This window comes from Streptomyces sp. NBC_01515 (assembly GCF_045040345.1).
Classification (GTDB): domain Bacteria; phylum Actinomycetota; class Actinomycetes; order Streptomycetales; family Streptomycetaceae; genus Streptomyces.
The window spans coordinates 4708367-4721507 of the sequence record NZ_CP109416.1 but is presented as its reverse complement, the minus strand read 5'-3'; the positions used below and the strand labels follow the sequence as shown (position 1 = coordinate 4721507).

The following is a 13141-nucleotide window of genomic DNA, read 5'->3' as shown; positions in this document are numbered from 1 at the left end:
GTGCCGGGTGCTTGAAGGGGTCGTCCTCATCACCGGCGTGATGGCCTCCGGCAAGTCGACGGTCGCGCAGGCGTTGGCGGAGCGGCTGCCGAGGGCGGCGCATGTCCGGGGTGACGTCTTCCGGCGGATGGTCGTCTCGGGGCGCGAGGAGTACGTCCCCGGTGCGGGCGGCGCGGGGGAGTCCCAACTCCGGTTGCGGTACCGGCTGTCGGCGGCGACGGCGGACGCGTACGCGGAGGCCGGGTTCACGGCGGTCGTCCAGGACGTGGTGCTGGGCGCGGAGTTGCCGGCGTACGTCGACCTGATCCGCACCCGCCCGCTGCACGTGATCGTCCTCGCACCGGCCCCGGCGACCGTGACGGCACGGGAGGCGGGCCGGGCGAAGAGCGGCTACGGCGCGTGGACCGTCGAGGAGTTGGACCGCGCGCTGCGGACGGAGACCCCGCGCATCGGCCTGTGGCTGGACACCTCCGGGCTGACGGTGGGGGAGACGGTGGACGCGATCGTCGAGGGACGGGAACGTTCGCGGGTGGTCTGAGCGTCTGATGAGGTGAGGACGTTTCGGACGTTTCGCGTCCTCCGGGGCTCTGTGAGGTGTTTTCGCTGGTCAGGGCCGTTGTCAGTGGTGCCGCGTAGTGTTCTGGGCAGTGGGGACGACAGCGGAACACCGGTGCCACACGGGGAAGATTCACGCACGGGGGAACAATGAGCAGGACCGACGCCGGTGCTACGGCGACCATGATCACCTTGACCGAGGACGACCTCGATCCGTACATCACGCACGCGTCGACGCGCCGCTGGCTGACGGGTCCCGGACTGCCGGGCGACAGCGGCCTGTTGACGTTCGAGGAGCTGCGCAGGGCGGGCCTGCGGACGGTGGCGGACTCGCTGGGCGACCCCGCCCCGCTGGCGGAGGAGCTCCGGGACCAGCTGGTGATAGGCGCGCTCTGGGGACCCGACGGCGGTGAGGCGGAGTCGATCCTGCTGGACGGCGAGACGGGTGAGATCGCGACGACGTACTTCTTCCACGACCGCCCGGACCTGATGGAGACCGGCCCGCTGGCCCCGTCGATCGAGACGCTGACCCGCTTCACGACGACGACGGACGAACTGACGGACCTGCGCGGCCAGTTCGCGTCCTACGAGGGCCGGCACGGCACGAAGACGGCGGCGGAGGCATCACGCCAGCTCCTCGCGGTCTTCGAGTCGGAGACGGACGGCGAGGTCCCCCCGTTCTGGAAGGCGGCGGCCCTGATCCGCCCGCTGGCGCTGGTCGCGGGCCCGGGCACGACGTCGGGCCTGACCCTCGACATCCCGGCCCGCCTGCTGGACCAGGAGTTCGGCCAGGGCGCGGTCGCCCGCTTCGAGGAGGTCGACTTTCCCGCCACCCTCACCCACGAACCGACCCGCCGCTTCCTGCGCGAGACCGGCCTGCCCGAGGACGCGTTCCTCTTCCAGCTGGACACGGACGTTCAGCTCCCGACTCTCACCGAGTTCCACGAGGACGAGCCCGCCGAGGAACTCCCGCCCCGCGCCGACCAGTTGATCCGCCTCGGCTACCTCTTGGAGGACAACAGCCTGGTGGTGGACGGCGCGACGGGCGAGATCCTGACGTGGAGCGAGCCGGAGGCGACACTGGCTCCCCTCAACACGGACGTCTCGACCCTGGCCTTCACCCTCTGGCTGCTCCACCGCGAGAAGGCGATCGACGCGGACCTGTCGGGCGAGCTGACGGCAGAGGCGTACGACCAGTTGGCGACGACGATGCTCCAGACGCTGTCGGCGGTGGACCCGACGGTGGCGGGGCGCCGGGAGGCCGGCCGCGATCACCCGCACTACTGGACGGAGGCGTTCCAGGACGAGGCGGGCGGGGTGCTGTGACGCGCGCGCAGGCGGCCGAGGAATTCGTTCGCGCCGGGTGGGCCGAGCCGTTAGCGTCCGCCTGGCTGGGGTGGGGCGCGAGACGGCGCACGGGCGAGGGGAACTGGACATGGAGACCGAGGGCGGCGTACGGACCGACCGACTGGGCCTGCTCCTGGAGCAGTTCGACAAGGCCCGGGAGATGGCCCAGGTCCGGCTGAAGGGCCTCGGCGACGAGGAGTACCTCTGGGAGCCGGCCCCCGACTGCTGGTCGCTCCGGCGCCGGAGCGAGGCGGTGACACCGAGGGCGTTCGGACCGGGGGAGTGGGTCCTCGACCTGGGCGCGGCGGACATCCCGGCGAGCGAGTACGCGGAGGTCGCCCGTCAGGCCGCCGAGGGCATGACGGTCGCGAAGATCGCCGACGACTGGAGCGTGAGCGTCGAACGGGTCGAGGAGATCCTCGCCCACGAGGGCGAGCCGGAGCCCGACTCGACACCGATCACGACCATCGCCTGGCGCCTGGGACACCTGCACTTCCAGTTCGCGGGGGCGTGGGAGTGGGCGTTCGGCGAGCGGCGCCGGGACCCGAAGCAGATGGTCGACTTCAGCCCCTCCGCGGCTCTGACCCTGGACCGGTTCTGGCCGGTGATCGACCGCTGGCGAGCAGCCGTGGCCACGGTCACGGAGGACCAGTTGGACGTGGTCGGCTTCTCCCGGTACCCGTACGGCTCCGACCCGGACGACCCGTATGTCTCCGTCCTGGCGGGGGCGAACCTGGAGTTCATCCACCACATGGCGGAGATCGCGTTGCTGCGGGATCTGTGGCGGGCGCGGGGTGCGAGCGAGGGCTGAGTCCGAGGCGCCTTCGGGGAGTTCAGGCGCCTTGGGGGAGTTCAGCCGAGGGCAGGGAAGGGAAGCACCTCAGGCCTGGGCGAGGGGCTCGGCGGGAACGGCGGCACCGAGTGCGGCGTCCTGCAGTGCCGTGATGCGCTCGATCACGAGCCACGCCAGTACGGCAGCCGCGATCATGAGTGCCTCCTCCACCACCACGAAGGCCATCGAGCCCGGGGCCACCCGGCTCGCGACCGTGAGCACCAGCCCGTGCCCGACCCAGGCGGCCCACCACGCGTTCACCAGGGTCGTGTCCCGCTTCTCCTCCCAGGACGCGGAGCTCGCGCGCCCGATGGCGAGGACGATCCCGCGAGGGACGACGAGATTGACCAACGGGACGAACCACATGCCGATCGTCCGGCCCCGGCTCGGCACCGCGGCCCCGGGCGTCAACTCCTGTGCGTTGCGCCGGGATCGGGTGAGCCACACGAGGAACACCACGATCGTGAGAGTCATCAGATAGACGAAGACCATGGAGATGAGGCCCGACTCGGACGCGTCCGAGTGGTCCACGTATTGATCCCGGACCGCCGTCGTACGGAACACGTCCGCCACAGCGGACGCGGCTATCGCCACCTGCGCGGAACGGACCAGGATCCGGGGAACTCTGCGGGCGGTACTCGTCATCGACTTCGGCCTGTCTCGGAGGCGGGTGCGGCCGCGGCGGACGCCGGGGCTGAGTGATCATAGGGTCTGATCGCCGCACGCGCGTACGATTTCCGCGTCCTCGCTCCAGGACTTCGGCCGGTCAGCCCGCCGCAGGGCTCTGCGGGTCCTGTGGGTCCTGCGGCACCTGCGCCCGCACGAACCCGTGACTCCGCTCCACCTTCGCCACATGCAGCGTGTAGCTCTCGTACCACTGGTCCTGCCCGCGCTTCTGCGCCGCACGGTGCTCCGCGTTGGTCCGCCACTCCGTGAGCGCGTCGGCGTCACGGAAGTACCCGACGGTGATCCCGAGCCCGCCCGGAGTCTGCGCGTGGTCCATCCCCAGGTACCCGGGGATGCCCTTCACCAGCTCCTCCATACGCGCGTTGGTGTCGCTGTAGCCGCCCTGCTCCTGGGTTCGCACGGTGGTGAACACGGCTACGTAGTACGGGGGTTGATAGGCCTCGACGGGTGTGGCAGGCGTCGCGGGCGCGACGGGTGCTCCGGGGTGATCGCTCATGGCGCCACGGTAGGGCAGGGCGCACCCGGTGTTGAGGCCGAGAGGCGAACCGGCACGTGGCACCGCCGCGCGGTCGGGCGGACCAAGCTGCATGCTTGTCGGACGTACCGCTGGAGGCCGTGGCGGGAATCGAACCCGCGTAACTCGCCCTGCGGGCTTGCCTGTTGTGCCGTCCGCGGGGGAGTCGCGGCCGTACCCCGGTCAAGGTCGTCGCCCCCGCTCAAGCACCGCGACCTCAACGTCCTGGACCGCTACGGCTTCAAAGCCCTCCGTCCCCGTCGGCGGGAGCCTGCGGCCGTTGCGCGATCCGCGAGCGGCCGGGCTCGACGAGGACGAGGACGAGGACGGTGGGCGGTGGGCGGGACTGACCGGGCGGTGGGTCAGAGGGCGAACTCGACGGGTTCCTTGCCCTGCGTGACGAGGCTCTTCCACAGGTCGCTGGGGTTGCCGGTGGCGGCGTTGCGGAACTCCTCCCAGTACCAGTCGGCGCCCAGGAGCTGCTTGACGCGGGGTACGGCGACTCCGTCGGGGCCGGTGTAGTAGCGGACCTGCTCGATCCTGCCGTCCGTGACCGCCTGGTAGATGGCCTGCGCGGTCACGGCCGGGCTGGAGCCGGTGCCCTGGCTGCCGAAGAAGCGCTGCATACCGGACTGGTAGTCGTCGGGGATGTCGCCCGCCTGGTCGATCTTGGTGAAGATGCGTGTGGCGTGGGCGCCCGGGAAGACCGCCTTGACCGAGACGCCGAAGGCCGCCATCTCGATGTTGAGGCCCTCGGAGAAGGCGGCGACCGCGGCCTTGGAGGCGGCGTAGACGGCCGTGTAGGGGTAGCCCTGGTCGGCGCTGATCGAGGAGATGTTGACGATCACGCCGGAACGCTGCTCGCGGAAGTACGGCAGGAAGGCCTTGGTCAGGGCCATCAGGCCGAAGACGTTGGTCTGGAACTGGTCGTGGATCTGCTCCATCGAGGAGGCCTCGACGGGGCCCATGTGGTAGTAGCCGGCGTTGTTCACCAGCGCGTCGATGCCTCCGAACTGGGCGGCGGCCCGTTCGGCGAAGGCGGTGTCGGCGCCCTCGTCGTCGACGTCGAGCAGGAGGGTCTTCACGTTCGGCAGGTCGTCGTGGATGGCGAGGTCCGTCTCCTTGCGGACGGTCGCCACGACGTTCCAGCCCTGGGACGCGAACAGGCGGACGCTGTCGCGGCCGAAGCCGGAGGTGGTGCCGGTGATGACAACGGTGCGGTCCATGAGGGGACTCCTTCGTGATCTTGGTGGCGTCGATCCGCCGGGGCGCACGCCGCCGGATTGCCCGGCCGGCGGTGGCGGTCTCTCCGGCGGTGGCGGTCTCTTACGTGATCACGGATCCCGTAATTTCAGACCGCCGGTCTGTTGCGATGCGCCCAACTTAAAGCACCGTCGGTCTGATGTCAAAAGACCGGGAGTCTGTAATATGTGGGCATGACTACTTTCCAGCGTGCGCGCAGCGAGGAGCAGCGGGAGATCCGGCGGCGGGCGATCCTCGACACCGCCGCCGCCATGCTCGACGAGATGCCGGTGAGCGCGGTCAGCCTCAATGAACTGAGCCGCCGCGTCGGGCTGGCCAAGTCGAACGTGCTGCGCTATTTCGAGTCCCGCGAGGCGGTCCTGCTGGAGCTGCTGGACCACGCCTGGAAGCAGTGGACGGCCGACCTGCCCGACCTGCTGACCGCCGGCATCGACGCGGAGGCCGCGGTGGAAGAGCGCGGCGAGCAGTTCGCCGCGGTGATCAGTGACTCCCTCGCCGAACGCCGCATGCTGTGCGACCTGCTCAGCGCACAGGCCGGCGTGCTGGAACACAACATCTCCCCGGAGGTCGCCGCCCGCTACAAGAGGGCCGCCGTCGCCAACGTCGACGCGCTCACGGCCCTCGCCCGCGTTCACCTGCCCGAGCTGGGAGATCGTGCTCAGCGGCTGGCCGCGTCCATGATCATGGTGATCGGTGCGGTGTGGACCCACGCCCGCCCGTCGCAGGCGATGCTCGCCGCCTACGAGGCCGACCCCTCGCTCGCCGTTCTGAAGATGGACTTCGCCGTCGCCCTGCAAGAAGCGCTGGGCACCCTCACCGTCGGCACGCTCGCCCGCACTTCTCCCTGAATCCCACTCTCAGCCCAAAGCCACCCCCCTCATACCTAGGAGTAGCCGTGCGCGTCATCGTCTTCGGTGCGTCCGGAATGGTCGGCCACGGCGCGGTGCGCGCCTGTCTCCTCGACGCGGCCGTCACCGAGGTCCTCGTCGTCGTCCGCAGCCCTCTTCCGCTGGACCATCCAAAGCTGCGGCAGATCATCCACACCGACTTCACCGACTACACCGCCGTCCAGGACCAGTTGAAGGACCTGGACGCCTGTTTCTTCTGCCTCGGCGTCTCCGCCGTCGGGCGCGGTGAGGAGGAGTACACCCGCGTCACCTACGACTACGCCCTCGCCGCCGCTCGCGCCCTGCACGCCGCGAACCCCTCGCTGACCTTCGTCTACGTCTCCGGCGAGGGCACGGACAGCACCGGCAAGAGCCGCCAGATGTGGGCCCGCGTCAAGGGCCGCACCGAGAACGACCTGCTCGCGATGCCGATGCACGCGTACATGTTCCGCCCCGGCTACATCCAGCCCGTCGGCGGCGCCACCTCCCGCACCCCGCTCTACCGCGTCCTGTACCGCATCACCGCGAGCCTGTATCCCCTCCTGCGGCGAGCCTTCCCCCGCCATGTCACCACCACCGACGCCGTCGGATCCGCCATGCTCGCCGTCGCCCGGCTGAACGGCGCCGGCCCCACGGTGCTGCACAACCCCGACATCAACCGCCTCGTCGCAGTCGAGCCTGGGCAAGCGCCCAAGCCTCCGCACTCCTGACTGTCCTGGAGCCCGCGCCCGGTGACCTCCGGCCACGGGTGTGACGCTCCGGGGTTCTCATCAATGACCGTCTGTGAGAGTTCTGCGAGAGCCCCTGGGCGATCCCGTTTCCGCAGGTCGCCGTTCGCCAAAGTCCCCTCGAAACCGGCGTGTTGTGCGAGGTGCTTCTGAGAGGCTGCCGCTACGGATCTCACGCCCGATCAGGCCGCGTCGGGGGTGGAACGTCATGATTGCCCCGAACTGTGACGCGCCCGCCGACGGCGCCTGCCGCACCCGTGGCCTGCCGCACCCGTGGCGGGAAACCCGCCGCGAAGTACCACACCCCGCGCTTCGTCCTTGTCCCCGCGCTCCGTGCTCCGTGCTCCGCGCTCCGTGAGGAACTGGAGATCCCGGTCCCCGACGACCGGCTCCCCCTCAAGCGGCTCGCGCGCAACGCCGCAGAGCCGATGACGCTGTCCGCCGAACTCCGGGTCGGCGACATCCAGCTCGAACTCCTCACCGGCCCGCTCACCGACGTCTACGACCCCAACGGCATGGGCGCCATGTTCTTCGCCGTACTCGCCGTTGCCGGGCAGACCGAGGGCGACTACATCCGGGAGAAGCCCCTTGAAGGCCAGGTCGCCGCCGCGTCCAAGGGCCTCTCGGTCGCCTCGCTCCACCGAGCGCTCGCGAAAGCCGATGCCGATGTCGATGCCGACGCCGTCACAGCGGACGACGGACTACCGCCGCACCCCAAGCCCGCACGTGTCTGCCGGCCCATGGGCCCGGTCACCGCTGAGGAGATCGACCTGCGTGAGCGGCTCCAGTCGTAGCCCCACCCGAACGCGGAAATACGGTAGGGCCGGCCCAAGACCGCGCATCCGTGGCTGAGCGTCCCTCCGAGGCTTCCTGAGCGCGTTCCGGAGAGGTGTACGTGATGGCACTGCGGGCTCCCTTTGCGCCATGCGGCGCTCTGTGGAGCCAGGTCACTCGGCAGTGGACCAAGCAACTGATCAAGCTACTACTGGAGGCCGTGGCGGGAATCGAACCCGCGTAACTCGCTTTGCAGTCAGTACGTCCACGCTCCGTGACTACACCTAGTCTGAGCTGGGGAAACGTCTTGGGTCAAGGCGATCACGGTTCGCTAGCAACTCGCGCGGCTCGCTGTGCGGGGTGGGTGGGACGCTCTGGCCTGGCCGGAGAATCGGTCGTCTCGTAGAGCGGGTTCCTGGCCTGGCGGGCACTCATCACAGCCGTTCGGGGGGATCTAGCCTCACCCACTCGCACTCACCCGCGAGACGGCTAACCGGGTCTATCCCTGATCTCTGTTCCACACCCAGCGACGCACGCTCACGATTCCTCACCCGGCTTGTCCCAGTGGTCCACGCAGACAGCGTGTCCATCCATGACGCTCGCAGCCTGTACGTTCTTCCACTCACCCACTGCAAACGCCAACAGAACCAACGGGGCTTCCTCGTCAGCCTTCCTGAGTACGAGAGCCCCACTGGTCAGGATCTCCACCTCGTCGGCATGGGCGTGCACCACCTCGCCACTGGTCAGGTCGATCCGCCAGTAGAACTGTCCGTACTTCGCGGAGTCAGGGTTCGCCATGTTCCACACCAGCCCTTCGTTCTGCGCACCTTCATGCGCTCATCTCCGCTCACTCTCTCAGCGATTCTGCGGCTTCCTACTCGCGTACGCGACAGGGGTAGTCAGCCTCTCCCACCTCAAGATCATGCACCGTCACAGAGCACCGTCACAGACGTTCCGAGTGACACCGTCACAGTGACCGTCACAAACGCCGTCTGTGACGTCACAGTGACGCCCGCCAACCGTCACACCGTCACAGCGTCACAAGCGTCTGTGACGGTCATTTCCGCAGATCAGGACCGTCACAGTGTGTTTGTGACGGTGCTCGATCGAGTGCTCACGTAGTGAGCACACTCGGCATCGACAGCACATGATCAAAGAGGAGTTCACGTGACGCGCGCATGCGGAATACGCGCTCACGCGCACGAGTAGGACATCCATCCCCTGTCGCGCGAGGGATTGATTCCAGATACGGAATTGCCGACGCACACGTACGACGCGCGTAAGTCTCGTGTGCTCTCGATAGGGGTTAGGCGAGCATGAGCGACGTTCTAGGCGCCCGATAGAGCACGTGCGATGAACTCGACAGGTGACGACTTGTGGGCGCCTAGAGGCGCACTCAGCGCTTATTGTGCAGAGCAGCGCGAAAGTCCTCCATGAACTCCTCATGTTCCCAAGCCGACTTGAGCCTCACCCACCGCTTTGACCGGAGCTCTTTGGCCTCGTCGTCCAGCCCACCTACTTGAGCCGCTACGGCTTCCTCGGCTTCTTCTCCGAGGCAGACGTAGACCACCCTCCCCTCAACGTGCGTGGCAACCTCGGTGGCTCGCTCCTGTGCCCACCTCTCCACCTCGACGGCGAACTCCGCAGCCTCGCAATGGAAGTCAGAGAACTGTTCCAGCCGCCATGTGCCGCCCTTGAGGATCATCTGCCAATCGCGCTCATCGAGATTGGTCCGGTCCCACATGCTGGGGTCAACAGGTCGCATTGGTTCCCTCCCTTTCAGTCGCCAGCGCTTCCCGGCTGGTGTGCTGAATCTGCCATGGCGCCATCTCGCCGAGCAACCAGGATCGGTTACTTTCCGTAGTTGCGTGATGTGTCACGGGGGGTCTAACGATCAAGGAATATGCAGGTCAGGGGTCATCGTAAAGACTTCGCAAAGCATCGGATCCGTGATCGCTCACGCGCCCGCGCTTGCCTTTCAGCATGGAATTTCCGTGCAATACATTGAGTGCAAGGAAATTCCGATTGAGAGGAAACGAGGATGTCCGAGTACGCCAGCCATAAGGCTTGCGAGCACCCGAATACGCAGTTCAACCGTTGGAAGTGCCGCGCCCAGAGGCGACACGCCGGCTGCGACCACAAGCAGAACGTCTCTCAGTGGCGGGCCTGCGAGAACGCCACCCGAGCCAAGGTCAGGGAGGGCTGAACATGTCCCACACCATCCCCGTCGACGACCTCTCTCTGAACCAGCGTGACTGGCTCTGCGAAGCTTGGTACCGCCTGCCTCTCGTGCTGAACGGAACGGCGTACCTCACGGTTGACGAGGTCCTGGAGGACTTCGAGATGCCCGAGGACGAGCGGGTGACCGAACAGGTGAACGCCGACCGCGAGTGGTACAGCGAAGCTCTGGCGGACTATGAGGAGGAGCGCGCCAACTGGGAGGTGTCGTACGAGGAGGACCCGCCCACCCAGGCCGAACAGGACCTTGCCCAGGGGCTCTATGCAGCGGGCTACCTGGACGACATCAAGCTGGAGTGCCCGATCAACCCGGCGGCGCTTGGTCTCGGTGTTCGGGAGTACGAGGTGCGACCGACGCTGCCTCCCGGGTGGCGGATTCGCAAGGCTCTGGCTCAGCGGTCAGCCGAGATGTTCGGTGACGACCAGAGCAAGGAGAGCGCAGGCTGTTCCCTCGCTGTCGGCGTGGTGCAGGGTGGCGGGAGGATTGCCCATCTGTTCTACGACAGCGTGGTCAACTCCGTGTTCGGCGACCGCTCGGCCGGTAAGACCTGGTTGGCTCTTGCTCTCGCCCGAGAGTTCATCGAGCGCGGCGAACACGTGGTCTGGCTCAACTTCGAAGCCATGCTGGGCTCCAGCCTCCGCGCTCGCCTGGCTGCGATGGGTGTGGAACAGGCAAAGGTCGCCGCGTACTTCCACGTCTACGACCGCCCGGACGAGGCTCCGTCCCACACCCTCCGAGTCGGTCTCGTGGTCATCGACGCGGTGGACCCGTGCCTCGGGCACAACGACTGGAACACCACCAACGACAGCTCCGCTATCGACAAGATGGCCAAGCGGTATTTCTACCCGTACCAGGAGACGAACCCGAAGGTCACCGGCCTGACCATCGACCACATCGGCAACAACGAGAAAACGCGGGAAGCCGGTTCACGTCGGAAGCAGCACTACACCCAGGGCGTGAAATACCTGGTGGCCTCGCGGACCAAGTCGCGGAAGGGCACGAAGGGTTACTCGGCTCTGATTCTCAGCAAGGACAACAACGGCGAAGTGCCGTTCGATGACGCTGAGGACGTCGCCTACTTCGTTCTCGACAGTACGCGCGACGCTGAGCGTATCGACGTCCTAATCAGCGCTCACGCGCCCCTAAAGGCGAACGAGAGCGTCACCGAGCAGACGCAGCGCAAGAGCGCGCGCAGTGAAGCCCTGCGCATCATTCGTGAGGCGGGCGTTATTGACCGCGACGATTTCAACGCGAAGATGGTGGCTGCCGGATACAGCCTCGGGAATGTGCGTACCCAGGTGAGCGCCCTCAAGAGGGACAATCTCATCTCCATCGAGGATGATGTGGTCTCGATGGTTTCCGCCGATTGATGAACCGCAAAGGTGGCTATAGCGTGTTCAGTAAGTCGACTCGACCCCAAGGAGTGTCAAGTGACGTGGAAGGAAATTCGCGAGGAGGGGAAGAAGCTCCTCACGATGGAATACGGGCCGGAATACATCGAGCTGTACCGGCGGCTGATGCAGGAGGAGCGCAAGGGATGGGGACTTCCCCCTGAGTCTCCGAAATACCTCGACTTCTCCGGCGTCCCGTCAGCCTCGCCGACGTGCTAACCCGGATCGAACTGGGGCTGGATCGGCACCTTCCTTAGTTCCGCCAAAAAGCCCCGGAGGGCATGAGGCTCCGGGGCCTAATGGTGGTGAGTACCTTTACCACAACCGCCACTCCAAGGAAGAGAAGCAGAGGTAATTCTCTCAGACGGTAAAGCCACGCTCCAAAGGAATCAGGTGTGGACTTACCAAGAGGATGGTGCCGTCTCTGCTAGTTCGATTTCGCGGATAAGGTTCCGCTGCCACGGCTTCATGGCGTTCCACTCCTCGTCAGTGAAGCGGAACCCATTGAGCGCCGGAGTTTCGGGCTCGGCATCGCTGGCCTGACGACCAGAGTTCGGTAGGGCCCAGAAGGTGCAGTGCCTGAGAGGCGTATCCGACTCAGGGTCGTGGATCCGGGTGATCTCGCCCACCAATTTCAGGAGGCGGAGATGCCGGTCGGCCAGCCGAATCGACTTGTTGGTGCCTGCTCCACGGATGCAAGCCTTGGCTACGTCGTAAGTGCTCGGCAGACGCTGTCGGTTACCGGCCTGGCCCTCGTTGAACTCCTGCGTCACGTAGTCCCGGACTCGAACGGTTACCACGGTTGGATTCCATGGAGGGTTGTCCCAGGAGGGCGATTGCACATCGGGCTGGTGTGGCACGTAGCCGTCTGCCTCCAGCTCCGTGATGGCGTCGTCAAGCCTGGCGCCAGGGGCGCGGAAGGGGGGAGCCAGGGTCATGGCTGACTCTGGTCCTGCACTGTGTGGATGGGATCGTTGGCCGCCCGCTTGGCTCGCTCGGCGGTAACGAACCTCAGTAGCTTGGCCTTGCCTATCGCCGCAAGGCAGCGCTTTGAATCCATACTGGTAAGCGGGTGAGCACAGTAGGCGTGGGTGACACGCGCGGCGTGCTTCCTGTCTGACCACGGCACTGGATTGTCCACGCTCTTGACTGGCAGCCAGAGCATCGCGCTTGTGGGTGGGATACGAGTGTAGAGGCGCCCTTCCAACGTGAGTCGGTCCAGGTAGAGATACGGCCGCGAGATGTCCCCAGGGAAAAAATTCCGAGTGATATCGTCCCGGGTGGCGTTACCCTCGCGCTGGATGAACTCCAAGACCCAGTCCTTGAGTTCGGGGTCAATTTCAGTGGCATCCATCTCGCACCAGCGCATTCATCAGGGCGTGCCACATCGCATCCGCGACGGCGTACGGCTGCTGTTCCTTGGTCCTCTGCTCAGTCGGCCTCCGCTGGGCGCTGAGCCGCTTACGGGCCTTGTTCTTCTTCTTGGCCATGGGTCACCACCTCGTTCAACAGTGCGTGCCACGTCTCGTCAGCCAGCTTCTTCTTCGCCCTGGCTTCGGCCCTGCGCAACGTCGCGCGCTCGGCCTTGAGACGCCGCTTTTCCTGCCCGGCGTCAGGCTCTCGGCTGTCACGGCACAGCTTCCGGGCGTAATTGGTTGACGGATGCGCGCAGTTGCTGTGGTTAGAGACAGAGCGGCCAAGGTCTGGCGGGTTGTTATCCGGTGAGATGGAGAAGCGGAAGACGCCCCCCTCCAAGCGAGACATGTATGTCCAGCCCTTCCGGCGGCAATGAACGGTAAGCCGGTTGCGGAACTGGTAGACGTTATTCCCGAACCAGTCCTGCACCTCGTCTGCCGTGAAGGTGTGGATGTCACCGTTGGCATACGTTCCCCAGTTAATCCGGTCTGTCACCTCAACACCTCCC

16 protein-coding genes are annotated in these 13141 nt (G+C 66.4%); 8 read left to right on the top strand and 8 right to left on the bottom strand.

The window, feature by feature from the left end; translation table 11 throughout:
* The first annotated feature begins 7 nt into the window (after window positions 1-7).
* From OG407_RS21050 to OG407_RS21040, 3 genes are all read left to right on the top strand, one after another.
* Entirely contained in the window at window positions 8-538 is a 531-nt protein-coding gene (locus OG407_RS21050; RefSeq protein ID WP_405860182.1) for an AAA family ATPase, read from the top strand.
* A 167-nt stretch (window positions 539-705) separates the two neighbouring features.
* Window positions 706-1881, top strand: coding sequence for an SUKH-4 family immunity protein (locus OG407_RS21045; RefSeq protein WP_405860180.1), 1176 nt, complete (start codon window positions 706-708; stop codon window positions 1879-1881).
* 109 nt (window positions 1882-1990) lie between these two features.
* Entirely contained in the window at window positions 1991-2713 is a 723-nt protein-coding gene (locus OG407_RS21040; protein ID WP_405860178.1) for a DinB family protein, read from the top strand.
* 69 nt (window positions 2714-2782) lie between these two features.
* Here the strand turns inward: OG407_RS21040 and OG407_RS21035 are convergent, their stop codons facing one another.
* The 3 genes from OG407_RS21035 to OG407_RS21025 form a co-directional block, all read right to left on the bottom strand.
* A complete protein-coding gene (locus OG407_RS21035; RefSeq protein ID WP_405860176.1) occupies window positions 2783-3379 on the bottom strand; it encodes a DUF4328 domain-containing protein in 597 nt (198 codons plus the stop codon).
* 121 nt (window positions 3380-3500) lie between these two features.
* Entirely contained in the window at window positions 3501-3917 is a 417-nt protein-coding gene (locus OG407_RS21030) for an antibiotic biosynthesis monooxygenase family protein (protein WP_405860174.1), read from the bottom strand.
* A 380-nt stretch (window positions 3918-4297) separates the two neighbouring features.
* Window positions 4298-5161, bottom strand: a complete 864-nt coding sequence (locus tag OG407_RS21025; protein WP_405860172.1) for an SDR family NAD(P)-dependent oxidoreductase — start codon at window positions 5159-5161, stop codon at window positions 4298-4300.
* A 210-nt stretch (window positions 5162-5371) separates the two neighbouring features.
* Between OG407_RS21025 and OG407_RS21020 the strand changes: the two genes are divergently transcribed.
* The 3 genes from OG407_RS21020 to OG407_RS21010 all read left to right on the top strand — a co-directional run bounded on the left by OG407_RS21020 (window position 5372) and on the right by OG407_RS21010 (window position 7607).
* A complete protein-coding gene (locus OG407_RS21020) occupies window positions 5372-6046 on the top strand; it encodes a TetR family transcriptional regulator (protein WP_405860170.1) in 675 nt (224 codons plus the stop codon).
* Window positions 6047-6093: 47 nt separating this feature from the next.
* Complete coding sequence (locus OG407_RS21015) at window positions 6094-6795, top strand: NAD-dependent epimerase/dehydratase family protein (RefSeq protein WP_405860168.1); 702 nt, start codon at window positions 6094-6096, stop codon at window positions 6793-6795.
* A gap of 242 nt (window positions 6796-7037) precedes the next feature.
* Entirely contained in the window at window positions 7038-7607 is a 570-nt protein-coding gene (locus OG407_RS21010) for a recombinase family protein (RefSeq protein WP_405860166.1), read from the top strand.
* 517 nt (window positions 7608-8124) lie between these two features.
* On the opposite strand, the gene OG407_RS21005 is transcribed toward OG407_RS21010, so the two are convergent.
* Both OG407_RS21005 and OG407_RS21000 read right to left on the bottom strand, forming a co-directional pair.
* Entirely contained in the window at window positions 8125-8385 is a 261-nt protein-coding gene (locus OG407_RS21005) for a hypothetical protein (protein ID WP_405860164.1), read from the bottom strand.
* A gap of 598 nt (window positions 8386-8983) precedes the next feature.
* Window positions 8984-9352 carry a hypothetical protein gene (locus tag OG407_RS21000; protein WP_405860162.1) on the bottom strand — a complete coding sequence of 123 codons (369 nt, stop codon included), beginning with the start codon at window positions 9350-9352 and terminating at the stop codon, window positions 8984-8986.
* Window positions 9353-9795: 443 nt separating this feature from the next.
* Here OG407_RS21000 and OG407_RS20995 point away from each other — a divergent pair, with 443 nt between their 5' ends.
* Both OG407_RS20995 and OG407_RS20990 read left to right on the top strand, forming a co-directional pair.
* Window positions 9796-11196 carry a hypothetical protein gene (locus OG407_RS20995; protein ID WP_405860160.1) on the top strand — a complete coding sequence of 467 codons (1401 nt, stop codon included), beginning with the start codon at window positions 9796-9798 and terminating at the stop codon, window positions 11194-11196.
* 60 nt (window positions 11197-11256) lie between these two features.
* Window positions 11257-11436, top strand: a complete 180-nt coding sequence (locus tag OG407_RS20990; RefSeq protein WP_405860158.1) for a hypothetical protein — start codon at window positions 11257-11259, stop codon at window positions 11434-11436.
* A gap of 182 nt (window positions 11437-11618) precedes the next feature.
* On the opposite strand, the gene OG407_RS20985 is transcribed toward OG407_RS20990, so the two are convergent.
* The 3 genes from OG407_RS20985 to OG407_RS20975 form a co-directional block, all read right to left on the bottom strand.
* A complete protein-coding gene (locus tag OG407_RS20985; protein WP_405860156.1) occupies window positions 11619-12155 on the bottom strand; it encodes a hypothetical protein in 537 nt (178 codons plus the stop codon).
* A complete protein-coding gene (locus OG407_RS20980; protein WP_405860154.1) occupies window positions 12152-12571 on the bottom strand; it encodes a hypothetical protein in 420 nt (139 codons plus the stop codon). Before OG407_RS20980 ends, OG407_RS20985 begins: the two co-directional genes overlap by 4 nt.
* Before the next feature lie 107 nt (window positions 12572-12678).
* Window positions 12679-13128: a hypothetical protein gene (locus OG407_RS20975; protein ID WP_405860152.1), complete on the bottom strand. Its 450-nt coding sequence runs from the start codon at window positions 13126-13128 to the stop codon at window positions 12679-12681.
* Between the last annotated feature and the right edge of the window lie 13 nt (window positions 13129-13141).